The organism is Parabacteroides sp. merdae-related_45_40 (assembly GCF_001915675.1).
Genome location: NZ_MNQY01000113.1, coordinates 99,533 through 125,953, shown reverse-complemented (window position 1 = coordinate 125,953; position 26,421 = coordinate 99,533). Strand labels below are relative to the sequence as shown.

At 42.5% G+C, this 26,421-nt stretch carries 16 protein-coding genes, 1 tRNA gene and 1 pseudogene; 8 read left to right on the top strand and 10 right to left on the bottom strand.

Translation table 11 applies throughout. The features are described from left to right. A partial coding sequence (locus BHV83_RS13830; protein WP_286757639.1) for a tyrosine-type recombinase/integrase occupies positions 1–270 on the top strand: 270 nt, incomplete at its 5' end. 121 nt (positions 271–391) lie between these two features. On the opposite strand, the pseudogene BHV83_RS13825 reads toward BHV83_RS13830, so the two are convergent. After that, positions 392–634, bottom strand: a pseudogene (locus BHV83_RS13825) (PD-(D/E)XK nuclease family transposase); the annotation flags it as partial. Positions 635–878: 244 nt separating this feature from the next. Here BHV83_RS13825 and BHV83_RS13820 point away from each other — a divergent pair. Then, the gene (locus BHV83_RS13820; protein WP_286757637.1) at positions 879–2,276 is read left to right on the top strand and encodes a fimbrial protein; all 1,398 of its coding nucleotides are present in this window, start codon (positions 879–881) and stop codon (positions 2,274–2,276) included. Positions 2,277–3,133: 857 nt separating this feature from the next. On the opposite strand, the gene BHV83_RS13815 is transcribed toward BHV83_RS13820, so the two are convergent. Together BHV83_RS13815 and BHV83_RS13810 are read right to left on the bottom strand one after the other, a co-directional pair. Further along, the gene (locus BHV83_RS13815) at positions 3,134–4,531 is read right to left on the bottom strand and encodes a fimbrial protein (protein WP_227154233.1); all 1,398 of its coding nucleotides are present in this window, start codon (positions 4,529–4,531) and stop codon (positions 3,134–3,136) included. A 424-nt stretch (positions 4,532–4,955) separates the two neighbouring features. After that, a complete protein-coding gene (locus BHV83_RS13810) occupies positions 4,956–6,857 on the bottom strand; it encodes a hybrid sensor histidine kinase/response regulator transcription factor (protein ID WP_286757636.1) in 1,902 nt (633 codons plus the stop codon). Positions 6,858–7,422: 565 nt separating this feature from the next. Between BHV83_RS13810 and BHV83_RS13805 the strand changes: the two genes are divergently transcribed. Beyond that, on the top strand, positions 7,423–8,355 hold the full coding sequence (locus BHV83_RS13805; RefSeq protein WP_005867545.1) for a FimB/Mfa2 family fimbrial subunit: 933 nt from the start codon (positions 7,423–7,425) through the stop codon (positions 8,353–8,355). Positions 8,356–9,056: 701 nt separating this feature from the next. Here BHV83_RS13805 and BHV83_RS13800 read toward each other — a convergent pair. Further along, a tRNA-Met gene (locus BHV83_RS13800) sits at positions 9,057–9,130 on the bottom strand. Positions 9,131–9,333: 203 nt separating this feature from the next. On the opposite strand from BHV83_RS13800, the gene BHV83_RS13795 reads away from it, so the two are divergent. The 4 genes from BHV83_RS13795 (at position 9,334) to BHV83_RS13780 (ending at position 14,261) form a co-directional block, all read left to right on the top strand. Further along, a complete protein-coding gene (locus BHV83_RS13795; RefSeq protein ID WP_005859472.1) occupies positions 9,334–9,717 on the top strand; it encodes an START-like domain-containing protein in 384 nt (127 codons plus the stop codon). 102 nt (positions 9,718–9,819) lie between these two features. Next, the gene (locus BHV83_RS13790; RefSeq protein ID WP_048927139.1) at positions 9,820–11,766 is read left to right on the top strand and encodes an LptF/LptG family permease; all 1,947 of its coding nucleotides are present in this window, start codon (positions 9,820–9,822) and stop codon (positions 11,764–11,766) included. 2 nt (positions 11,767–11,768) lie between these two features. Further along, positions 11,769–12,986, top strand: a complete 1,218-nt coding sequence (locus BHV83_RS13785) for a bifunctional 3,4-dihydroxy-2-butanone-4-phosphate synthase/GTP cyclohydrolase II (protein ID WP_005859476.1) — start codon at positions 11,769–11,771, stop codon at positions 12,984–12,986. A gap of 81 nt (positions 12,987–13,067) precedes the next feature. Next, the gene (locus BHV83_RS13780; RefSeq protein WP_057326202.1) at positions 13,068–14,261 is read left to right on the top strand and encodes a pyridoxal phosphate-dependent aminotransferase; all 1,194 of its coding nucleotides are present in this window, start codon (positions 13,068–13,070) and stop codon (positions 14,259–14,261) included. Positions 14,262–14,416: 155 nt separating this feature from the next. Here BHV83_RS13780 and tsf read toward each other — a convergent pair whose 3' ends face one another. The 6 genes from tsf to BHV83_RS13750 form a co-directional block, all read right to left on the bottom strand. After that, positions 14,417–15,406: a translation elongation factor Ts gene (tsf, locus tag BHV83_RS13775; RefSeq protein WP_005859480.1), complete on the bottom strand. Its 990-nt coding sequence runs from the start codon at positions 15,404–15,406 to the stop codon at positions 14,417–14,419. A 144-nt stretch (positions 15,407–15,550) separates the two neighbouring features. Continuing rightward, a complete protein-coding gene (rpsB, locus tag BHV83_RS13770; RefSeq protein WP_005859482.1) occupies positions 15,551–16,387 on the bottom strand; it encodes a 30S ribosomal protein S2 in 837 nt (278 codons plus the stop codon). 140 nt (positions 16,388–16,527) lie between these two features. Next, positions 16,528–16,914 carry a 30S ribosomal protein S9 gene (gene rpsI, locus BHV83_RS13765; RefSeq protein WP_005859484.1) on the bottom strand — a complete coding sequence of 129 codons (387 nt, stop codon included), beginning with the start codon at positions 16,912–16,914 and terminating at the stop codon, positions 16,528–16,530. A gap of 5 nt (positions 16,915–16,919) precedes the next feature. Beyond that, complete coding sequence (rplM, locus tag BHV83_RS13760; RefSeq protein ID WP_005859486.1) at positions 16,920–17,375, bottom strand: 50S ribosomal protein L13; 456 nt, start codon at positions 17,373–17,375, stop codon at positions 16,920–16,922. Positions 17,376–17,570: 195 nt separating this feature from the next. After that, on the bottom strand, positions 17,571–18,203 hold the full coding sequence (locus BHV83_RS13755) for a porin family protein (RefSeq protein ID WP_008777864.1): 633 nt from the start codon (positions 18,201–18,203) through the stop codon (positions 17,571–17,573). 331 nt (positions 18,204–18,534) lie between these two features. Further along, a complete protein-coding gene (locus BHV83_RS13750) occupies positions 18,535–21,729 on the bottom strand; it encodes a DUF6383 domain-containing protein (RefSeq protein WP_286757634.1) in 3,195 nt (1,064 codons plus the stop codon). An 805-nt stretch (positions 21,730–22,534) separates the two neighbouring features. Here BHV83_RS13750 and dnaE point away from each other — a divergent pair. After that, positions 22,535–26,338 (top strand): DNA polymerase III subunit alpha, encoded by a 3,804-nt coding sequence (gene dnaE / locus BHV83_RS13745; RefSeq protein ID WP_057326232.1) that lies wholly within the window; start codon positions 22,535–22,537, stop codon positions 26,336–26,338. Positions 26,339–26,421 lie beyond the last annotated feature (83 nt).

Below are 26,421 nucleotides of genomic sequence, written 5' to 3'. Positions count from 1 at the left end.
TCTGTCTGTTCTGCAAATCTTGCAAAATGCTTAATTATAAACGTTTTACGTTTAATTATCGTCATTCTGTTTTTTATTGCATTTCTAAATATTACTTACGTAAGCCGCCATACTTTCGCCACTCTTTCACTAGCTCTTGGCATTGACTTGTATACGGTATGTAAATTACTAGGACACAAGAACATCATCTCCACACAAGTATACGCGAAAATCATCGATGCTAGTAAAAGACAGGCAATAGACCGGTTTAATGGGGTGTTAGACGCATGAGACGGAGATCACTTCAGATTCGGATGGCACGGATCAAGAAAGATACTTCTCCCCAAGATCCGTGTCATCCGCTATAGTTTCAGTCCGCAACTGGCTTATCAGATCAGAGACTTTGTATTATTTCCAACGGAGTCTCGCACTCCTCATAACTCAAATCGAACCGCTCGAATGAAATATAGACCTGTTTGAGCTTGATCCGTCCAAAAGTCTCACCCGTAAGCTCGTTCGCTAGCACCACGTCCGTACGCCACAACGGAAACTCTGGCAAGCTGAAGTTCAACAGATAGATTCCATACACAGGAAGCAGCTCGTACTTCCAGTCACGACCTGTCTCGCCCTGACGGGAGATCATACGGCAAATCCATCGCCACTTGCTTATCTCCAAACACAGCCTTGAAGCCGCCATCCAACATGATGTTCACGTAATGTTCCATAGTTTTATGGTTTTTAGTTGATTAATAATTCACGTATAATCTTATAAAGGTAAAGACTCTTCTGTTGAAAAACAAGCTTATTCCGATAAATTCTCATCATGCCATCCGCTCCCATACATTATTATAATAATACTACTGAGTTGTTACTTACCTGCATATAACAAAAGCATAATTATGCTAAAAACAATCTCTTATAGCCATTCCCAAATAGAACTTAGAAATTTATTATTCGGAACAATGATCGCTTGCGCATTCGCGGCGTGTTCAAACGAGGATGATCCTATCGTAGGACCGGATCAACCGCAAACAGGGGAAAATAACGCAACATTGACCATTTCCGTGAAAAATGTGGCTAGAAATTTGACTAAAGCTGTAGCGGAGGGGACACAGACTGAAAATGAAGCTAAAATTACAGACCTAACAGTTGCTCTTTATGACGCTGAAACTGGAGCGCTTGTCGCTTCAAGTTCTGATATTGCCACTGAGGACGCTACTGCGGATAATGATGAGGTTCAATTTGCCGGACTGACAGAAAAAGCCAAATTACGTGCTATCGCATTTGCTAATATGGGTGAAATCTCATTGACTGGTACTACAATTAACAACTTTGTGTCTCCTGTATATACAATGCCAACAGCCGGATTTTCGAAAGACTATTTACCAATGAGTAGTGGTTTGTCTGATCCGTTCACTTTACAAGCCGGTAAAAACTATTATGGATATAATAAAACACAGGAAGAAGGTGTGAATATTCTTGTAGCAGAACCTTTGTACTTGATAAGAAATGTAGCGCGGATTGATTTTAAAGGACTTAGCTTAGACATGGCTAAAGCAACAAAAGATGTATACGTTGAAGGAACTGCGACAATTGTTCCAGAATGTGTATTCATTATGCATGGACGGACGAAATCCAATGCGGCTGATATGGGTGATGGCGATAGCTGGTGGAGTACTGCTAGTAATACCATATGGGGTAATGTGTCCGCAACTTATGCTGCTAATGCTACAGATTATGCTTCAGGTTATAGAGGAGATTTCGTGAATGATGACGCTATGTTTACGAATATGAGTGGTTCTATTATTGAAGGATACAAGGCCAGTTTACCAACTGAGGCATTGATACAGGATATCGCAAGTGAAGGTGCTGCATCTGCGTCTATCACAACCGCCCCTAAGTTTTATGTGTTTGAGAATCCTCAAGTTAAGGCTGCTCGTGAAATGAATGGTGCTGATAATTTCAAATCCGAGGAGCTGGCAACTGAAATTGTAGTCAAAGGTACTTATAAGCTCGAAAATGCTAAAAAGAGCGGAAGTAATGCAGTATACAACTATGCGGAGAAAACAGCATATTGGCCTATTAAAATTGCTGCGACGAATGAAATGGCAGCAGCTACGGCTGAGTATTTAAAGGATGGAAAGATCCATCGTAATATAATTTACAGTATTGACGCAACTTTAGCCGGTAGAGGATATGATGATCCTACTGTTCCTCCAACAGACTTTGTTGAATTGTTTGTTAAGACAAAGGTTCTTGATTGGGGTAGCGCAAATCAATCTTCAGTTGTCGAATAATATCTATTCTTTGAATAACAACCAAAAGGCATTCCTTTTATCGGGAGTGCCTTTTTTGCATATATAATTCTGGTTATGAATTGATCCGGAGACTACAAAATTTACTATCCTTTCCTTATGATGGCGATCCCATATGTCTTGAACCTAAGAGCCGGAATATTATTTCATGAGAACATCTACAATATCTACAATTCAACCTCATACTTATTGTAAATAAATATGTTATATAGTGGTTGCAGATGAAATAACATCTACAATTTTCATTCTGCATCTACCATGATTTAATGGGAAACGCAAAAAAAATCACTTCTCAAGCTTGCGGACTCGTATATTTAGTATTTGACGATTTCATAAGAGACAGACAAAGGGATTAAAGCCAATAAGAGTTTCAATAGGTGAAGTTAGTGGTTTCATACTGAAGAAACTTTTATTTCATACTGAAGAAACAAAAGTTTCTCTATAGTAAAACTTTTGTTTTTCTATGCGAAAAACTATTATTTACTGAAATACAGAATGTTATACATTATTTATCGTTAGTAGTAATTGTTCGTGCTAATCTTTCCGGTAACCTAATGATGGTAGATCGAAGTTTGTAGTGGTAGATGTTCGCCATCTACCACCATAAGATAAATGATTTACAATCAAAATATTACATAAATAATGGTAGATGTGGTAGATGATTTGGATTATTAACACATAGAATGGCATCTGGGGCGTGTCCGGAGAGAACAACTTCTTAAACATAAATCTTTTAACTTTCTAACTTTGCCAACGGGCATTGACATATTATATTTATAACAAAAAAGGCATTCCCTGTTGATAGAGAATGCCTTTTGGTTATTATTAGAGAATTGATATTATTCGATAACAGGAGCTTGAGTGGCTGTACCCCAATTCATAACCATTGTCTTTACAAACAAGTCGGCTGTAGGATCCCCCTTAGGAAGAGTAGGATCTGCATAACCATTACCTGCGATAGTAGCAGAAATGTTATAAACCACGTTTCTATGTACCTGACCATAATATGTGTCTTCACTATCTAATCCATCGATACCAATCTTTATCGGCCAATAGCGCAATACAGGAGTACTCTCTTCGCCGAATGTCCAAGATGTGTTATCGTTCATTATAGCTTTTATATAAACTTCACCACTGATTACCAATTCGGATGCCAAAGTTGTTTTATCCAAGACGAAAGCCGGGCCTTCTTCTTCCGGATCTTCTTGTTCTCTGGCCGCTTTTGTCTGATCATTAGGCAACACATAAAAATATAAAGAGTTAGCAAGAGCAATTTCTTTATCTCCGGAAATAGTAGCACCAGTCCAATCCTGAGTATATGTTTTTGTTGTTGTACTCAATGCCTTTATATAATTAGTCGCATCGACAGTTCCAGCAAAACGACCGAATGAGCTACTAGCGTTAGTTCCGGAATAATAATCATCTCCATTAGCTGTTTCATAAGTAGCGGCAATATTACCCCAAACCCTATTTGGCAGATTGAACCACAGATTATTATTTATGCTTTGGTCTGCCACATTCGCTTTTTTACGACCATGTAATACAAAAACATCTTTAGGTACAAACTTAATTGTTCCTGATTTGTATTTTTGAATATTATTAACCTTGACTTGAGTCATATCCAAAGAAAGAGCACTCAATTCCGCACGAGCCACATTTCTAATTAATCCTAAAGGTTTTCCAGATTCAATACTGTTTCCTCCTGTAGCGTTTGAGTAACCATAATAATTTTCACCTTCAGCAAGAGTGAATACTGGACTAATTCCACTACTCATAGGCAATCCATTCGCTTCTGCTCCGGTTAAGACATAGTAAGCAGATGTCAAATCAAAAGAGTTAGCAGTTGCAGTAAGAGCCTCTTTGGGGACATTAGCGAAAGCCAACGCACGATAAGAAGCACCTGCCTTTAATCCCTTAAACTGAATCTCATTGTTTGAACTAGTTTGCTCTTCATCCTTATTAGCAGTAATATCACTAACTTGCAAGAATGTCCCATCCTCATTATAAAGTGCCACAAATAAATTGTGAATCGCAGTTTCGCCCTCTTTAGCATTAGAATCATCAGCAGCTTTTGTCTGTGTATTCTTTGCCAAATTCTTTACCACAATCGTAAGATCCGCAGTGCCTGTTTCTGGAGTAGGTGTCGGATCCACGTTAGGGATAGGATCATCCTCGTTTGAACACGCCGCGAACGCGCAAGCGATCATTGTCCCGAATAATAAATTTCTAAGTTTCATATACATATAATTTTATGAGTTAATAAATCTTTTATATAAACCTTTCTTTTTCAATCACTTTTTACGTTTTCAGCCATATAATAAGAACTCATTGTTCAAATCTTCCCTATGACCAATCAGCTGTTCGTTAATGACATCGCAAAGGTATTTGGACTATAAAAAAAAGTAAATAGGTGTTACTTTCATAAATAAGAGGTAAAACTATAAATTTCCGTTCGGCACATTTTCGAGCTGATTAGTACCGTTGTAAGGCTATCAAAAAGAGGTTGAAAAATATCGCATAAAAAGGAATGTACGGGATTTCGCAGATATTTTCATTTTTCCAGCAAGTAATCCAGAAAATCAAATGACAATTTAGCCATTCCCCAGCGATTATCCGGGAAATGGCAAAAAACGAGCAGGAGAGAGTATCATAGGAAAACGATTAATTCTTACCCGGCATATACTGTGAAGGAGTGACACCATATTGCTCGGTAAAACGCTTACGGAAAGTGGCGGTATCGTTGAAGCCGACCATTTCCGAAACCTCTTGGATAGAGTATCGCTGCATACTGATCAGCTCGGCGGCTTTCTTCAAACGTACCATACGGGTAAGCTCCAATATACTACTATCCGAGTAGAGTTTTATCTTTCTATATAATGTAGGGAGACTCATGTTTAAAGAATCCGCCAAAATCTTCGCCTCAAAACTAGGGTCATCCAAATGTTTCTCGATCGTTGAGATAACCGCATCCATAAAAAGATTGGAAGGGGAATCATCTTTCTTTACCGTTTTCTCTCCCTCGGGATGCGCACCTACAGGACTCGACGTATAGAAACGTCTCATCTCATCCCTACGTTTCAATAAACTGTTTACCTTACTTCGTAACACCTCTACATCGAATGGCTTGGTTATATAATCATCGGCGCCACATTCAATGCCGGCTATAACATCCTCACTCTCTACCTTTGCGGTTAGCAAGACAACCGGCACTTGCGCTAATTCTGGGATGCCTTTGATTTCACGACAGGTAGCAAGCCCATCTTTAACGGGCATCATCACGTCACATAAAATAAAATCCGGCCGTTCAACTCGCGCGATCTCTACACCCTCCTGGCCATTATGAGCTTCCGAAACATGATACTCACTGGCAAAAACATGACGCAGGAACCAACGGATCTGATCACTGTCATCAATCACCAACATTTTCTTCCCGGTCTCTTTCTTTTTCGGAACAACTTGGATCAACTCGGCGATCTCCTCCTTCTGCATCTCATTCAGCTTTACCAGATCACCATCCGGCTCGATGAATTCCACGGCACGTTCCATATAATGGCTTCTCCCCAAAGGAATCAATATCGTATATTGGGTTCCCGTCTCGTCCTCCGATGAAATTCCTTCGAAAATAGCGCCGGAGGATTCTGTCATATCCACGATCTGTTTCAAACCCAAACGGGTACTTTCGCTTTCTCCTAACCCATCATCTTGGATAGAGAAAGAACAATAAGCCTTGCCATTTGAGCGCACCACGGAAATATTGATCGAGATCTTTCCAAAGCGGTAGGTATTTTTTAACGCATTAGATAAAAGTACATGCAAGGCAAACTCCATCTTCCGACGATCTATCCAGACCCAAAGAACAGAGGTTTGGGTATTAATATGAAATTCCACATTATTCATGGCTATCCAGTCCACGAATAAATCACAAATCTGCTTTGTTATACTGATCATGTCATAACGAGCTATCCGAAGATGGTTTGCCACGTCATCTCCATGACGGGTATTTCGCAATTGCTCGATAAGGTCTTGAAGAGCCAAGGTATTACGGTAAGCAGACAATAATTGAGTCGCTTCACTAGAGTCAATATCATTTTTACGTTGCAACAACTCACTCAACGAACCAAGCACAAGCGATAGTGGAGTACGCATTTCATGAATCGTTTCAACAAAAAACGAATTATGGAGCTTTTCCATTTCCTCAAGGCGCTTTTTCAAATCCTCCCGTTCTACCTCATTATCCCTATTCCAATTATCAGTCTCACGGATTTTATTGACCAACATTTGTTGGATCTCCCGATTTTTTACGCTTAACGCATCGACAGACCGAAGAAGCTCATCGTTTCTCGCCATAAGCTCACCATCTTTGGCAATATACTCTTTCTTCAACCTATACATATAATAACTCAAAAAAGCTATTACACATATGGACACTATCAGTAAAATGATAAAAGGTAGAATTCCTTGAGAGCCCTCCATTGTATCATTGGCCGCAGCAATATAATGAGCTTCAACGAACAAGCCCCAAAATGCCATCATAAATTTCGCTTTAAAACCTTTTGATCTCATATCATTGATTATTAAGATGTTATTTATATAAAACGCCAGTAAAAAACGTTCGTTTAAATCTTGCGTTTTTATGTGTATAAATTATGAAGTCTCATTGATAATCATGTTATTTTTTTTATTATTTTTATCCAACTGAATAACTGAAATTTAAATAAAATTTTTGACCTTTGTAAGGCTGCAAAAAAGTTGAAGATAAAAACGCAAGATTTAAACGAACGTTTTTTACTGGCGTTTTAATAGACGTTAACAACAACTGCATTCCTATCACACAACAGAGGCAAGGCTATCAGTAAGGACCAGCGATGATATATTTACCACTCAAATTGATAGGAACAAACTAATTAACATTATTTAAGCATCATCCAAAACATGCATCAATAAAGGGACATAGAGGTATAATGATAGTTTTACCCACTTTTTTGATAAAAATACCCATCATAAAAGATACAACCTATGATTTTTATACATACATTCGCGATGTAGTGATAAGGAAAGACCGTTGAGGGGCGGTCAAAAAAAAACCAAGTCACTTAGATTAAGAGTAAAGCATATAAAAAGTAGGGTCATGAAAAAGGGTAATTTTTTCGCAAATTGCGTATTTGCGGTTTCTGTTATTTTCACAGTTTTGTCATTCTCCGCTTGCACGGATGATTCAAATGACGTAGTAGCAACAACGAGTGAGGTTATTGAACAAGCCGAAGTGCCATTCTCCGTGGTATTAAAAGCAATGAATTCAGATGGTAACGACATTACGACCAAGGGAGAGGTGAATGGAGCTACATTATTTGTCTTCGATCAAAACAACGATTTCTTCGAGCAGATTAATGTAAACAAATCTACAATTTTATCTCGCCGGGCTATAGACATTAACTGCCCGAACAGTAATGACATAACCGTGATCGCATGGAGTGGAATCAATTCTGGAAACGAAGAGATTTCAAACATGAGCAAAGCCAATATTATATCCGATTTGCAAGTCAGTCTAAAAGAGAATAACGGCATAGCTAATATTCCGAGCGATTTGTTCTATGGACAAGTTACGCTTCATAAGAACTCTTCAACAAAATCCACCGTATCAAACGAATTACAAATCATTCGCAAAACTTCAATTTTCCAGCTTTCAACGAAAGGACTGATCAAGTATCTAGGGAGTAATGCCGGAAATTTTGAATATCGAATTAAAAATACAAAAAGCTCATTGGACTACAATGGCAACCCAACAGGAGAAGAGGTTGAATTCGCTTTCCCCGCTTCTTTTGACGAAAAAGGTAATTTGACAACAGAAGCCCAAGCCATTTTTCCGGCTCAAAATATAACGATAGAGCTTTACAAGGACGGTGATCTTATTTTTTCTAGCGAAAAAGACAAAAACGGAGAATTATTCGCTGCAAACCCCGGAAAACGCACCGAGATCACTTTCAAGTACTCTGGAGAAGTTTCGGCTAATATTGTAATTGCCGACTGGGCAACCGTTATCCAACATATAACACTGAATTAAGATACCCTCAATTTTTATATGCTTTGGCGCACGTCACGAGATTAGAGAATTTCGGGCGTGCGCTGTTTTTCTCTCAAAAACCGCATTCTCCGTGATAGGAATACCCATGATATTGACACGAACACCGTCTTAACTTTATTTAAATATTAACGGAAACCCGCTTCATCACAAGGCCCACTCCACCTGTTGATAGTTTTACACACTAAACTGATACAAATACCGATCAAATAAAGATACAACCTATGAATATTATGAATATATTCGCAACAGACATTAGGGTAAGCATATAAAAATCACAGCAGGGTCACTACATAAACAAGGGTAACTAGATTTAAATTTTATATGCTAAACGCACGCTTCAGATGATTTCCGAGGCGTGCGTTATTTATATGATAGAAATACATTCTCCTATTGAGACAAATACCATCACTCAAAACATTTAGACATACATATCTTTGTATTTATAAATCAAGCAAAGCAATTTGCGAAATTTTACCCTATGACCCTGCTTACATATATAATTACCCTTAAATTATGATGTAGGCAAACCTAATTAACATAACCGCGAGGTTACATAATTATTTTGCCTGAACAATCAAGATCGTTTACGAGAAAGATTGTTCAGGTTTTTTTATCCTCCCAAAAGACCATCTGATAGCAAAAGAAAAAAGGAGATCGAAAAATCGACCTCCTTTTCTAGGTAGCGAGACCCGGGATTGAACCGGGGACCTCATGATTATGAATCATGCGCTCTAACCAGCTGAGCTATCTCGCCATCATTTCATTGTCACTATTTCTCTTATTGACGGTGCAAAAGTAGGGGTTATTTTTGAATTACACAACATTTTCAATAAAAAAATTCGCTTAATTTTTAAGACCTCCACCTAATCAGTTAGTTATTAGTTACTTTTTTCATCATTAAAATTAGTCGTTTTCAAATCTTTTATGTATCTTGCGGCAAATATAAGGATAAGAACAATGAAGAAAGAGAAGTTTCATATCGAATACATTTTCGATAAAGTTTCACGACGAAGCTTGTGGAATCACCTAACCACCGCTTTGGGACTTTCCGCTTGGTTCGCCGACGAGGTCATTATAAATGATAATCTCTACACCTTTAAATGGAGTAAAGAGGCCCAAGAGGCAACAGTGATCGACTCCAAGCCGGAGAACTTTATCCGTTACCGCTGGGTGGACGAGGAAGATGAGAACGCTTATTTCGAATTTATAATCCATACAATCGAATTAACAGGTTCTACGGCACTTGAGATTACGGATTTCTCCGAACCCGGGGAGAAAAAAGATTCCATTAATTTATGGGACTCGCAAGTGGAAGATTTGAAGCGAACGCTTGGTATTTAGAGTAGTTTTACAGAAATCTGTGGGGTGTTATCGTTTTTTACACTACTTTTGCCACTTCAACCAGATTAGGCAATGTTGAGAATAAAACGATTATATACATTTATGCTGCAGACATTCCTGCCGTTGTTTCTTATGACATTCGGTATTTGTCTGTTTATTGTGTTGATGCAATTTCTTTGGCGATACATCGACGATATGGTGGGAAAAGGCCTTGGTATCCCTGTATTAGCGGAGATGTTTATGTATGCGGCCTTGTTTCTTGTCCCGATGGCACTTCCCTTGGCTATTCTATTAGCCTCATTAATGACTTTTGGAAATTTAGGGGAACGTCTGGAATTACTGGCCATGAAGTCTGCCGGGGTATCATTGATACATATCATGCGTCCTTTGATCGTAACGCTACTATTTGTGAGCGTGGGAGCCTTTTTCTTCCAAAACAACGTAATGCCCGTTGTCCAAGTCAAGCTATATACATTATTATATTCCATGCGCCAGAAATCACCGGAATTGGATATTCCGGAAGGTTCATTCTACAAAGATATTCCCGGATTCAATGTATATGTGAAGAAAAAGGACCCGAAGGACGGTTTATTAAAAGACGTGATGATCTATGATTATTCGGAAGGATTCAATAACGCCCGTGTAATCGTAGCGGACTCCGGACGGCTAAAGACATCCGCCGATAAATTATTCCTTGTCCTATCTTTATTTAACGGAGAATCTTTCGAGAACGTAGGTAAAAGCCAAGCCAACACGACGCAAGCGAGAACCGCCGTCCCCTATCGACGGGAATCATTCAGCAGCAAGGATATCTTGATTGAATTCGACGCGAATTTCAACCGTACCGACGAATCTTTCATGCAGAACCAATATATGGGAAAAAACTTGAAGGATTTACAAACCTCTATCGATTCGATGGGCGTACGCTTGGATAGCATCAAGGACGTGAACGCAAAAAGCATTTACGATGCCTCATACGTAAAAACACTAAAGTCCTTACGAGCTAAAAAAGAGAGTGAAGCCGAGGGGCAACCAGACGAGCAGCAGGAAAAATTGCCGGTAATCACTCCTACCATCCAGTTGGATTTCGACAGTCTTTACCAAGCGCAGGCACCGAGTAGTAAAGCGGCTTTATTAGGCCGGGCCAAATCCTCGATCGAGAATATCAAGACCGACTATTATTTCCGTGCGGCCACGGTTGGCGACGAGGCCTATAAGGTACGCCGCCACTTGACGGAATGGCATAAGAAATTCACGGTATCGTTCGCTTGCATCATGTTCTTCTTTATCGGAGCGCCCTTAGGAGCCATCATCCGTAAAGGTGGGTTGGGCGTACCGGTCGTTATCTCGGTAATCTTGTTTATCTTCTATTATATTATAGATAATATGGGCTTCAAGATGGCACGCGACGGCGTTTGGGACGCATGGGAAGGTATGTGGCTTAGCTCCGTGGTCTTAACACCTATGGGTATATTCCTAACCTATAAAGCGGTAAAAGATTCTGTTATCTTGAATGCCGACACTTACGTGAATGCCTTGAAGAACTTAATAGGTAAGCGTGAAGGGAGAAAAGTGGAGCGGAAAGAGGTTATCATATACACCCCCGATTATGAGGCAACCCTTCCTCAACTGGAGAAATTAGTGGAAGAAAGCACGACTTATCTGGCAAACCATAAACGTTGGATCAATTATCTGACATTTTGGAAACAAGGCGGAAAAGATAACACAGCGGAACTGTTAGCTCAGGACACGGAAAATATCGTGGAGGAATTAAGTAATTCCGACCAGAATTTACTCCTGAATAAATTGATGGACTACCCGGTCATCGGAGGTTACAATAATAAGCTAAGCAAGCATATAAACGGGAAACTTGCCTTGGCTATCGGTATTTTCTTCCCACTGGGATTGCCGATCTACCTATTGGCTACGTACCAACGTAAATTGCTACGGCATGATATCGTCATGGTACAAAAGACCAGTAAGGAACTGATCAATATGATATATTCATTACATTTGCTAAAAAATAACTCGGATATAAATAATCAATAAATATGAGCGAGATTCAATTAAACACCATCGAAGAAGCTATCGAGGATTTCCGTGAAGGAAAGTTCTTAATCGTTGTAGACGACGAGGACCGGGAGAATGAAGGAGACTTTATCATCGCGGCCGAGAAAGTAACCCCGGAAAAAATCAACTTCATGTTGAAAAACGGACGAGGTGTATTATGCGCCCCGATCACGGAAGAACGTTGCCAAGAGTTGGAGCTGGATATGCAAGTTGCCAATAACACCTCTTTATTAGGTACTCCTTTCACGATAACAGTAGATAAATTAGGAGGGAAATGCACGACCGGCGTTTCCATGTACGACCGTGCGGAAACGATCTTGGCGCTGGCTGATCCAAAGACCAAGCCATCCGATCTGGGACGTCCCGGACATATCAATCCGCTTCGTGCCCGCTCTCGTGGCGTACTTCGCCGTGCGGGTCATACAGAGGCAGCCGTGGATTTGGCCCGGTTAGCCGGTTTATATCCCGCCGGAGCCTTGATCGAGATCATCAACGAGGATGGAACCATGGCACGTCTGCCGCAATTAATCGAGGTAGCCAAGAAATTTGATATCAAGATTATTTGCATCAAGGACCTGATCGCTTATCGCCTCCGGACCGAATCGATCGTAGAGAACGGTGTAGAGGTAGATCTCCCTACCGAGTACGGACATTTCCGTCTCATTCCTTTCCGCCAGAAAAGCAATGGATTAGAGCATATAGCTTTGATAAAGGGTAAATTCGAGAAAGACGAGCCTATCTTAGTACGCGTGCACTCATCTTGCGCTACAGGTGATATCTTCGGTTCCATGCGTTGCGAGTGCGGAGAGCAACTGCACGAGGCTATGCGCCGCATCGACCAAGAAGGCAAAGGGGTTATCGTTTACCTGAACCAAGAAGGACGAGGCATCGGATTGATGGAGAAGATGAAAGCATACAAGCTCCAAGAGGATGGTTTGGATACGGTGGACGCGAACTTGCATTTAGGCCATCAAGCGGACGAGCGAGATTATGGTGTCGGAGCACAGATCTTACGTCATATCGGCGTAACGAAAATGCGCCTGATGAGCAATAATCCGGTAAAACGCGTAGGTCTGGAAGCTTACGGACTTGAGGTAGTAGAGAACGTTCCTATCGAGGTGAAACCAAATCCATACAACGAATTCTACATGAAAACGAAGAAAGAACGTATGGGGCATGTGCTGCATAACATTAAATAGTTATCAGAACGTTGCAAGAATTCCGATTATTGATTACTTTTGTCGCATAATAATAAAACAACCTATACAAAAAGCAATGTCATGACACAAGTCTCAGATCGTTTAGCGAGTTTATCGCCTTCAGCAACATTGGCGATGTCACAAAAGAGCGGTGAGTTGAAAGCTCAAGGTATCGATGTTATCAACTTAAGTGTGGGAGAACCCGATTTCAATACTCCCGACTTCATTAAAGAAGCCGCGAAGAAGGCGATTGACGATAATTTCTCACGTTATTCTCCCGTAGCGGGTTATCCGGCATTACGTAATGCTATCGTTGCCAAATTGAAGAACGAGAATGGACTGGAATATACAGCAGGCCAGATCTCTTGCGCAAACGGTGCCAAACAATCCGTTTGTAACACGGTCATGGTATTGGTAAATCCGGGGGACGAGGTTATCATCCCTGCCCCTTTCTGGGTAAGCTATCCGGAGATGGTGAAGTTAGCGGAAGGAACCCCCGTTATCGTTCCGGCTGGTATCGAGCAAGATTTCAAGATCACTCCAGCTCAGCTGGAAGCCGCTATTACACCTAAGACAAAAGCGTTAATCCTTTGCTCTCCCTCCAACCCGACGGGTTCTGTTTACAGCGCCGAGGAATTGGCAGGTTTAGCGGAAGTATTGAAAAAACATCCGGATATCATCGTTATAGCGGATGAGATCTACGAACATATTAACTATATTGGTAAACACAACAGCATCGCTTCTATCGAAGGAATGAAAGACCGTACGGTTATCGTAAACGGCGTTTCCAAAGCGTATGCGATGACTGGCTGGCGTATCGGTTTCATCGCCGGACCGGAATGGATCGTGAAAGCGGTTAATAAATTACAAGGACAATATACCTCTGGCCCTTGCTCCGTATCTCAAAAAGCGGCGGAAGCGGCTTATACAGGCTCACAAGAACCCGTTGAGGAAATGCGTAAGGCTTTCGAACGTCGTCGTGACTTAATCGTTAATTTAGCGAAAGAAGTTCCGGGCTTCGAGGTGAATAAACCGGAAGGCGCCTTCTACTTATTCCCCAAATGTAGTTATTATTACGGCAAGACAGATGGAACCTGTGTAATCAACAACGCTGATGACTTAGCTATGTATCTCTTAGAAGTAGCGCACGTAGCTTGCGTAGGTGGTACCTCGTTCGGGGCACCTGAGTGTATCCGCATGAGTTACGCTACCAGCGATGAGAATATCGTGGAGGCGATCAAACGTATTAAGGATGCGTTGGCCGCATTGAAATAAGAAAAAATTAAACAGATATACTTACTTGGCAAAGTAAGATATACTGCATTGGACAAGTAAGTATATCTTCTATGGGCAAGTAAGCTATACTTTATAAAAAAGGCGATACATTGGGTTGTACCGCCTTTTTCTTTATATCAAATACGTTACCGCAATTATTCAGCACGCAAAGTGAAACGTTTGAACGCCAAGATTTGTAACTCAGGATCGATCTCCTTCATTGTCTCTCTTACAGTCTTCTTGCCATCCATAATGTCTTCTTGGTTCAACAAGCAAACCTCTTTCAAGAACTTGCCCAGACGACCCTTAGCGATATTCTCGATCATCTGTTGAGGTAAGTTAGCCGCCTTCTCAGCGGAAACAGTAGCGATGATTTCTTTAGCCTTAGCTACATCCTCTGCCGTGATCCAGCCCTTATCCATGTTACTTTCCATGTGAGCCTCGCTATCTACATGCGAAGGATTAATACCAGCCTTCTTCAATGCAGCCTCTACAGCCTTCTGTACCTGCTCAGCCTTCGTCTTCTCGATAGCAACCTGGATCTCTTTCTCTTTTACAGACTCAGGAACACCAGCCTCATCGATAGCGATCGGGTTCATAGCGGCGATCTGCATAACGATATTGTGAGCGGCTTCCTCAGACTCCTTGTTGAAAGCGGCGATCGTACAAAGTTGGTTCTTACCCATATGGTTGTATACAGTAGTGTAAGCACCTTCAACTACGCAGTAGCCATCCAACTCCATTTTCTCGCCAGTGATACCGCTACGATCCGTAACAGCTTCTTGGATAGTACCCTTGCCCATAGGCAAAGCTTTCACCTCGTCCAAAGTACGGCATTTGTTAGCCACGGCAGCGTCCAAGATAGCCTGAGTCAAAGCTACGAAGTCCTCATTCTTAGCCACGAAGTCTGTTTCGCACTTCAAAGCGATGATAGCGGCGAACTCGCCATCCTTCTTAGCCAACACACAACCCTCGGCAGCCTCACGATCAGAACGTTTAGCGGCGATAGCCTGTCCTTTTTTACGGATAATTTCCATTGCTTTCTCGATGTCACCGTCAGACTCTGTCAAAGCCTTCTTACAGTCCATCATACCAGCTCCACTCATTTTGCGCAGCTTGGTAATATCAGCCATTGTTACAGCCATAATCTTATTTCCTTTATCTTTAAAATGTTTATACTTTCAAAAATTGACAATGGACAGTTGCCAATTGACAAATCCTGTCAAAAGCCAACTGCCCATTGTATTTGTATTCTAATTGTCAATTGTCAACGTCAATTGTCAATCGAATTATTCTTCGTCTTTCGCGAACTTACCGGCAACGTTAGCGTTCAACGCATCGTCGTCTTCTTTCTTCGTACGTTCTTTCTTAACAGCGGCTTTTGCCTTACGCTCTCTTTTCGGAGCTTCCTCAGCAGCCTCTGCGTCAATTTTCTCAGCCTTACGCTCTTGCAAGCCTTCGTTCATAGCCTCACAGATAGCGCCCAAGATAACCTCTACAGACTTTGTAGCGTCATCGTTAGCCGGAATAACGTAGTCGATATTGTTCGGATTAGAGTTCGTATCAACCATACCGAATACAGGGATACCCAAACGGTTAGCCTCACGAACAGCGATATGCTCTTTCATCACGTCTACAACGAACAACGCTGACGGAAGACGAGTAAGGTCTACGATAGAACCTAAAGTCTTCTCCAACTTAGCGCGTTGACGAGTGATTTGAAGTTTTTCTCTCTTAGAAAGATTATCAAATGTACCATCTTTTGTCATCTTATCGATAGTAGCCATCTTCTTGATAGCTTTACGGATCGTCGGGAAGTTGGTCAACATACCACCCGGCCAGCGCTCGATAACGTAAGGCATACCTACGGAAGCAGCCTTATCAGCGACAACTTGTTTAGCTTGTTTTTTGGTAGCCACGAAAAGAACTTTCTTGCCTTGTTTAGCCAAGTTCTTCATAACTTCAGCGGCTTCGTCTACTTTAGCAACTGTTTTATAAAGGTCAATGATATGAATACCATTGCGCTCCATGAAGATATAAGGAGCCATAGCGGGATTCCACTTTCTTTTTAAGTGTCCGAAGTGTACACCAGCCTCTAATAATTGATCAAAATTTACTCTTGACATTGTTTTTTTCTTAAATCGTTTACTTTCTTTGTTTAATTTCAACCATCAGGTAGTCTTTCCGCATGTCCACATGTAAAAAGAATCCCGATAATTTAGATACTAAACGCTTCGCTTTACTTGTAAGGGACTCACAAATAACATTAACGTTTACTGAACTGGAATCTCTTACGAGCTTTCGGACGACCCGGTTTCTTACGCTCAACAGCACGAGGATCGCGAGTTACGAATCCTTCCGCTCTCAAGACAGCCTTATCTTCCGGATTAATCTTTATCAACGCACGAGAGATAGCCAAACGGGCAGCCTCAGACTGACCTTTGAAACCACCACCGTCAAGGTTGATCTTAATATCATATTGCTCAGCGACGTTCAACTTTGCTAACGGCTGCTTTACGATAAACTGAAGGATTGAAGAAGGAAAGTATTTTTCCAGCTCACGTTTGTTGATCGTGATCTTTCCCGTACCTTCGCTAACGAATACGCGAGCGACTGCCGCTTTACGTCTTCCTATTGCATTTACTACTTCCATCGTGATTATTTATATGAGTTTATATCGATTAACTTAGGTTGTTGAGCCTCGTGCTTGTGCTCAGTTCCCTCATAAACGTACATGTTGTTCAACAACTTTGCACCCAGACGGTTCTTAGGCAACATACCTTTTACTACTTTACGGAACAGACGGTCGCCACCTTTCTTCAAAAGATCAGCCGGAGTATACTCGATCTGTCCACCGGGATATCCGGTATATCTCAAATAAATACGATCGTTCCACTTGTTACCAGTCAGAACGACTTTGTCTGCATTGATGATGATTACATTATCACCACAGTCAACGTGCGGAGTGAAATTGGGTTTGTACTTACCGCGCAAAAGCTTCGCTACTTTAGCGCAAAGGCGACCTAACGTCTGGCCTTCAGCATCAACAATGACCCACTCTTTGTTTACAGTTGCCTTGTTTGCAGAAATGGTCTTAAAACTTAAAGTATCCACTGCTTAAAAATTAAATTAATTAATAACTCAAAAAACTAGCCTTACCAACATTGTCACAACGGACACATGATGCAACAACGTGCTAAGAACTAAACTCTTAGTACAATTTGATAATAATCGGCTTGCAAAGGTACGGGTTTTATCCGAAATACCAAACAAATCTAATTATTTTTCAAGTTATTATGAAGATACTCATCACTTACGGAAGTAATACCCCAAAGAGAATGTCACGTTATTTTGATAAACGGAAGTCTCGCCGTCACGCTTCAAGGCACGGCGGTCTATCATGCCGCATAGGGAACTTACGGAAAAGAAAAAGTTACTATATTCTACCGATAGGCCGACATTCATGCCAAAGTCGCAAGGTTTCAAGTCCTTCTCATCGGACACGCCGAAATGGAGATCCGGATTGGTCTCCCGGCTCTTCATCTTGCCAAACAAGGACCAATCAAAGGTAGGACCGGCGAATACGGACAGATGAACGTCCGTGAAGGTAAATGTATAAGCCACATTCACGGGAATCTGCAAAGAGTAATACCAACATTTATTATGAAGCGCCATCCCATGTATATCCTGATTCGAATAATAAGCGCCACCTTGGTTCACGAACGCCACCTCAGGACGAAGCGACCATTTTTTATTCTTGCTCAAAGGAATATCCGCCAAACCCGCTATGCTGAAACCGAAGCGGGCTCCCGCCTCATACGTATCCTCCACCTTCTGGATCAACGAAGAATAAGCGCCTCCGGCACGTACGCCGAAAGAAACCTGAGCCATCGCCGGTAAAATCATCATCACGGCAATCAACAACAATCCGATCTTTCTCATAAACTTCCTCATTTGCTTTTCCTTCTAATAGTAAGCAAAGATATACATTTTTCAATAACATCTACATTTATCCTACTGAAACATACAGGAAAGCTATATAAAAAGTATAACTCATGAAAGGGGCACTCAAAAGTTAGCCCCGATCGCGGAAACGACCGAGGCTATTTTTTCACACCTTCCCTCCTCACGGAGGTAACGGCAGATGAACTTTAATTTATTACTTTAGTATTAATATTAATCCATTCCCGCCTGTTCGCCCTCACGGGGTACTTGAATCACTACAACTCCCGCAGGAATGATTTTCGATTTATGTTATTTATCGTCATTATTCTTATTTAACGACTGCCTTAACAGCTTCCTCGCCTTCTACAGACACCACAACGATACCTGCCGGAGCAGCGATCGTAGCGTCATCGGAAGTAAGAACCGTGCTAGCTACAACCTTACCAAGAACGTTTGTGATTACCACGTTCTTACCAGCTGCGCCTTGGATCTCAACGGTACCGTTGCCAGCGATTACCTTAACGCCTTCTGCTGCGTCTGCGATAGACTCGTTAGCTGTAGGATCGCCTGTAGTGATAGTGAAGCGCATTGCTTTCTCCTTGCTACCGCTCCAAGACAACTGGTCGTTGAAGCTATACAGATAAGAACCCTTCTTGGCTACAGAACGGATACGATATTCGTTCTCATTGTCCTCGCACTGGATGATCTGAACCTTGAAGTAATCCAAGCCACCTAATACGCCCTCATCATCAGCCTCTTCAGCCACGGAAACCTTGTTACCCTTAACGACCGTAGTCAAAGTATCCTTAGTCTCCCAAAGAGTGGCCGGCTTGAAGATCGCCTTTGTCTCACCCTTGATCCACTCATACTTTCTGTCGTATGTACCATCTGCGACATAATAGTTTACAGAGTCTGCCGGGTTGAACAAGAACAATCTGTCACCATTCTCAACCGTACCCTTGTTAGAGATATAGAAAGAAGGAACAACAGCGTCCTCATCGGTTACTTGCAAGTAGAATGAGTATTGATTCTCGTTTACCACGATACCATCGCGATTCTCGTTCATGGAGATATAGTTACCCTTATCGCTTACCAAGGAGATATGACCTTCCTCTGCCGGGTAGCTGATCTCCGGTGCTTCTACGATCAAGTAGGTGTTCAATAACCAATCTTGTTGTGTAGAAGTTGACGGCCATGCGTAAACTGAAGACGGAGTAGTATATTGACATTCGTCGATAGAAGCCTTATAAGTAGCGTCTACAACAGACTTCGTATTCTCATCCAAAATTGAAGCGATAGAACTGTCTGTGTCACCCACCGGAATCAAGTAAACAGAACCATCGGCGGCTAGCTTGATCACGAACTTAGCTTGACCTTCATTAACTAACACTTCCTGTTCTGTTACATTAGTTACAGGAGTAGTTCCTTGCGGGAAATATTCATCAGTCTCGATACCATCATTGATATACTGCAACTGATAAACATAAGCGTAGCCCTTATCTGCTCTAGCCTGTACCGTCACGCGGCCATCCTTATTGTAAACGAAACTGCGCTCGATGATCGTACATTTTTTATCATCTTTCACCAATTGCCATTGAGCGGCATCGGATACCTCGTTAGCGAACTTACCGTTCTTGTTCAATTCATATCTAATCAATGGGATTGCTTGTTTCTTAGCTGCCACATACCACTTATTGGAAGTCTCGTTGTTATCGCGAGCGAAAGCCATCGTCACCAAAGTCTCATCGTCTAGGTTCAAGAAACCTGCGTACGGATCAACCTCAGCCGGAGTCAACTCGACGATCAGTTGTTGCATTTCAGCGACTTCACCCACTGTCTCATTGTATGTGTTCGCGTCTACATAGATAGCGGTAACCTTTTTGCTCTTTGTGGACAATTCGTAAACGTTCTCGCCCAGATCAGCCTTCGGGAACAAGCTTGCTGTGAAATACTCGCCGGTCTCACGGTTCGTGAATGTCACCTCATACTCATTGTCTACGCTGGAGATAGCCCATTGATAAGCCGGAGTCTCCAATTGAGAAAGAACCTTAGCCTTAGCTACCAACTCGAATTGAGAAGCTTTAACGGCGTTCGTCAAGTACTTGCCGTATACGCTCTTGATGTCTTTCTTGTCGATGTTATCGGTAGATGACCCAAATTCCTTACCGTCTAAGATACGGATCGTGTAAGCGGCGACCTTAGCCTCCGTGTTCAACAACTCGATACCTTTCTTCATACCGGCGGCAGCCAACTTGAAGATGAACTGGTCATCTGTAGCATGTGTAGTGGTCAGATAGTACTTGTCACTATGTTTCAACACATGTAACTTAACAGGCTTAGTAACGTGCTTAGCCTTGCTAGCTTGCTCACGATAACGGAAATCATCAACGTTCAACTCATACGGATAAGCGTCCACATAGCTCTTTTGCACACGGAAGTTAGCGTTATTGATAGAGATATCGTTAGCTGCTGTCATCCAAGCATTATCCGAACCTTGATAGAAGTTCAAGTCGCTGACTTTCACCTCTGCCAAAGCGAAACCATCACCAGAGGCACGTCCCGCATTTGTAGCCTCAACGGTCTCCGTTGAGCTTACGACCAAGATCGTAGCGTTCATCCATTCTTTATAATCAGCACCATCTTTCGGAGCGTTCTCTGTGAAGAAATACATACCCGGCTTGATCCTCAAATCACTAGTATTACCCGAATAAGAAGGATACTGAGTAGCGTCAACTTCAATAGCGGTAGATACATAGCGAGCTACCACCTTCTTCGTATTGAACAAGTTGCCGATCGGCTCCTCGGTTTGATCCGTATCATAAGGCTTGGAAGCGAATGAGAATCCAGAAGTGTTATATAATGCGTTCAACTCGGTAACATCCTCAAGTTCCTCGGATTTAACCTCATAGAACACAGGAGCAGAGATCGTAGTAGTAGAGACCAATGGGCTGCCAGACCATGACAGACCGTTCCAAACAGTCACACCCGCTTTATAGGCAACCATGTACTTATTAGAGGCAGAATACTTCGCACCAGTGGGAGTAGAAGTGACAGTACCTGTATTCTCAAACACGAAATCCTTAAAGGTATCCTCGGCTTTCGCTGCCGGGTCTGTCTCTATCGCATTATATGCGCTGTTGTATCTCAACGCCTTTCCAGTCTCCGCATTGGTGAGGGTATAAGAGAAGAAACCTCTCGGAACCTCTGTCACGCTGACCGTCCAAATGTACTTCTTAACGCCGTCTTTGCTATCGCTGTCATCGCAAAAAATCGGAGTGTTTATAGCCTCCCCTACCTCAACAATCTTACCGGTAGTAGTGCTTATTTCATGACCATAGGCTAGCAATGAAGAGGCATCTACCATCACATATCGAGCCCCGTTTTTCAGTTCATTCGCCACTGTAGATCCGATTCCGGTCAAATCTTTAATGGAAACCGTCGGCGTCTGAGCGAAGGCACTACCGCACAGCGACCCCGCCACAAGCAGACCCGCCGTTAACAATGTAGAAATCTTTCTGTTCATAATTTAGAATTTAATATTAATAATAGTGTTAATTAAGCACTTAGCTATTTTCTGATAGCAGACTACCGTTAGAAAACGACTAGTCTAAACCATCGTTTTAATTAGTCATTTGCAAAGGTACGCGTTTCTTTGACTTCTGCAACCCTTCCGGGCTATTTTTTTCATCCCTTATTCGCTTTCTTATCAATAGGATAGCCTATCCTTTACGAAACAACCGATTCCGTAAACGAACCTCCCGTTTTCCTTCTTTAAAAACGCAAGATCTAAACGATCGTTTAAATCAATCATTTTTCTCTTCTATTATTTAATGTACATGCGTACATTATAAATACACCATCGAATAATCAACAAAAGTAAGATCACCTTTTGCGATAGATCGGAATATTAGTTTCCTTTGTTCTAACAAAATGACACTTTGTAAACAGAACTCCCTGAGATTCGCTTTTTCCAAGCATAAGTACAGTATAAAACGGCTTTTCACACAGAAAAACGCCATTCATAACTATCTTCCATCCGCTAGTTCGAGCACCTCACGAAAACCTCCTGTCACGATATACGGCTTATATCAAGCAAAATATCAATACAACATCTGTTTATATAACATATAGATTCTATAGAATCACACATATTATAACCTCATTATATCCTTCAGAAAACACGTACGTCTTTTTCCAAAAACATGTACGTGTTTCCGAAAAAAGACGTACGTGTTTTTTTAAAAGCAAAACAACCTCTCTCGTACTAAAAAATATTTCCTACCTTTATGCACTTATTTCAATATGCACCAGACTATACATTAATATATATGGAACCGTTTATTCATTTACACGTACATACCCAGTATTCCTTGCTGGACGGACAGGCATCCATCGACGCGTTGATCGACAAAGCGTACAAAGACGGAATGCGTGCGATCGCCGTAACAGACCATGGCGTTATGTTCGGTATCAAGGAGTTTTTCAATAAGGTTAGCAAAAAGAACAGTAAACCTCTCGGGATCATCAAGGACTCCGAGAAAGAACTAAAACCGCTGCTGGCCAAGGATGCGCCAACCGATGAGGAACAACAAAGGATAACGGAACTACAAAAACAAATCGCCGAAGCGAAAGCTTCCATCTTCAAGCCGATCATCGGGTGCGAATGTTATTGCGCTCGCAACGGAAGGCATAGCAAGCTGGCCTCGCAAGACGACCGTAGCGGCTGGCACTTGATCGTTCTGGCCAAAAATAAGAATGGATACAAGAACCTGATCAAGATGGTATCCCTCTCATGGACGGAAGGATTCTACGGACGTCCGCGTATTGACAAAGAGTTGTTGGAGAAATATCATGAGGATCTGATCATCTGCTCCGCCTGTTTAGGAGGAGAGATCCCACAGCATATCATGCACGGACGAATCGATAAGGCTGAGGAGTCTATCAAATGGTTCAAAAACTTATTCGGAGAAGACTATTACCTTGAGATGCAACGGCACGAGACACACGACCCTAACGCTGATTGCACGATTTTCCCGCATCAACAAGAGGTGAACAAGGTGCTGATCGAGCTTGCGCACAAATATAATATCAAGCTAATCGCCACCAACGACGTCCATTTCGTCAATGCCGACGACGCTGAGGCCCACGACCGCCTGATCTGCCTTAGTACCGGCAAAGACTTGGACGACCCCAAACGTATGCGCTACTCCAAGCAAGAATGGATGAAGACAACCGCCGAGATGAACACCATCTTCGCCGATATCCCCGAAGCTTTGAGTAATACCCTCGAGATAGCCGACAAAATAGAATTCTACTCCATCGACAGCGGTCCTATCATGCCGACTTTCGCCATTCCCGAGGAGTTCGGCACCGAGGAGTCCTACCGTCAGAAATTGACAGAGCATGATTTATTTGAGGAATTCACCCGAGACGAGAACGGTAATGTCGTATTAAGCGAGGAAGAGGCGCACTCCAAAATCAAGAAATTAGGTGGATACGACAAACTATACCGCATCAAGCTGGAAGCCGACTATTTGGCGAAATTGACATACGACGGAGCCAAGGAGCTTTACGGAGACCCCTTGAACGATGAAGTAAAGGAGCGTCTGAACTTCGAGTTACATATCATGAAGACCATGGGTTTCCCCGGCTACTTCTTGATCGTGCAAGATTTCATCCGTGCCGCTCGTGAGGAACTCGGTGTATCCGTAGGACCGGGACGTGGTTCGGCCGCCGGATCTGCCGTAGCTTATTGCTTAGGGATCACCAAGATCGACCCGATCAAATATGACCTCCTGTTCGAGCGTTTCTTGAATCCGGACCGTATCTCCCTCCCCGATATCGATACCGACTTCGATGATGATGGCCGTGGCGAGGTCTTACGCTGGGTAACGGAGAAATACGGTGCCGAGCGTGTGGCTCATATCATTACTTATGGTACAATGGCTACCAAGTCCGCTATCAAGGATGTCGCCCGGGTACAGAAATTACCGTTATCCGAATCGAACCGGTTAGCCAAATTGGTTCCGGATAAGATCCCCGACATGAAGAAGTTCAAATTGGGTGACGCCATCAAGTATGTGCCGGAACTAAAAGAGGCGGCTAACGGAAATGATCCGCTGGCACGGGATACCTTGAAATACGCCCAGATGCTGGAAGGCAACGTCCGTAACACGGGTGTACACGCCTGCGGTGTCATTATCGGACGTTATGATATATCGGATGTCGTACCTGTCAGTACGGCGAAAGACAAGGATACCGGCGAGGAGATGCTGGTTACCCAATACGAGGGTTCCGTGATCGAGGAAACCGGATTGATCAAGATGGACTTCTTGGGCTTGAAGACCTTGTCCATCATCAAGGAAGCGATCGAGAACGTGAAACTGACTACCGGACATGATCTGGATATCGACCATATCAGTCTGGAGGACCCCAAGACTTATAAATTGTATTGCGACGGAAAGACAACCGGTACATTCCAGTTCGAGTCCGCCGGTATGCAAAAGTATTTGAAGGAGTTGCAACCTTCTAAATTCGAGGACTTGATCGCCATGAACGCCCTGTATCGCCCGGGTCCAATGGATTACATCCCTTCTTTTATCGCCCGTAAACAGGGTAAGGAAGAGATCAAGTACGACATTCCCGTCATGGAACGCTACCTGAAAGATACATACGGTATTACGGTCTATCAAGAGCAGGTCATGCTTCTATCCCGTTTGCTCGCTAACTTCACGCGTGGTGAGAGTGATGCCTTACGTAAGGCGATGGGTAAGAAGTTGATCGAGAAGATGAACCATTTGAAGTCTAAATTTATGGCCGGTGGTCAAGCCAACGGCTATAAAGAGGAAACTTTAAACAAGATCTGGTCCGACTGGGAGAAGTTCGCCTCATACGCATTCAATAAGAGTCACGCTACTTGTTACTCATGGGTGGCTTATCAGACCGCTTACTTGAAAGCGAACTTCCCGTCCGAGTATATGGCCGCCGTCTTGAGCCGAAGCTTATCCAATATCACGGATATCACGAAGTTCATGGATGAATGTAAAGCGATGGGTATTCAAGTATTGGGACCGGACGTGAACGAGTCTATCTTGAAGTTCAGCGTAGATAAGAACAAGAACATCCGCTTCGGGCTAGGTGCCGTGAAAGGCGTAGGTGAGTCAGCCGTACAAAATATCATAGAGGAACGCAAGAAGAACGGCCCGTACAAGAGTATCTTCGATTTCGTAGAACGGGTGAACTTGACCGCTTGCAATAAGAAAAACATAGAGTCCATGGCTTTGGCCGGAGCGTTCGATAACTTCGGTATCCAGCGTGAACAGTTCTTCACCGACAGTGGAAAAGGAGAATTGTTCTTGGATACCTTGGTTCGCTATGGTAACAAATACCAGATGGATAAGAGCACGGCAGTCAACTCTTTATTCGGTGGAGACGCCTTGATCGCCATCGCTAAACCGGAGATCCCGCAATGCGAACGTTGGAGCGATCTCGAACGCCTAAATAAAGAGAAGGAGTTGGTCGGTATTTACCTATCCGCCCACCCATTGGATGAATACCGTATCATATTAAAATATGTATGCAATACCGGCATGATAGAACTTAACGAGCGGGAAACCTTACAAGGCCGGGAGGTTTTATTAGGTGGTATCGTCACCGGTTTCCGGGAAGGAATGACCAAGAACGGAAAGCCTTACGGTATCTTGAAGATCGAGGATTTCACGGGTAGTGGCGAGATCCCTCTTTTCGGACAGGATTATATCGAATACAGCAAGTATGGTAAAATAGGGATGTATCTCTTGATCACAGCCCGTGTAGAGCCTAGCCGCTGGGACCCCAATAAACTGGACTTCAAGATTGGTACCGTCAACCTTTTGCAAGACGAGAAAGACAAGCTGATCGAGAAAATCAGTATCACGGTCCCGATCCATGATTTGGACGAGCCGACAATCAATGAGCTTTCGGTATTGATCAAGAACAATCCGGGCCATAGCCTGTTATATTTTAAGGTTGTCGATGGGGAACATAATATTTCCCTAAATCTCTTCTCCCAAAATATCCGCTTAAACGTGACCCGTGAGCTGGTAGACTTTTTACAGGAGAACGAGAATATCGATTTTAAAATTAATGGTTAAAGTTGTACGACGCTGAAAGAATTTGTACTTTTGGCGTCATAACAATCATTAGATTATAATTCATAATTAAATAATACGTAATT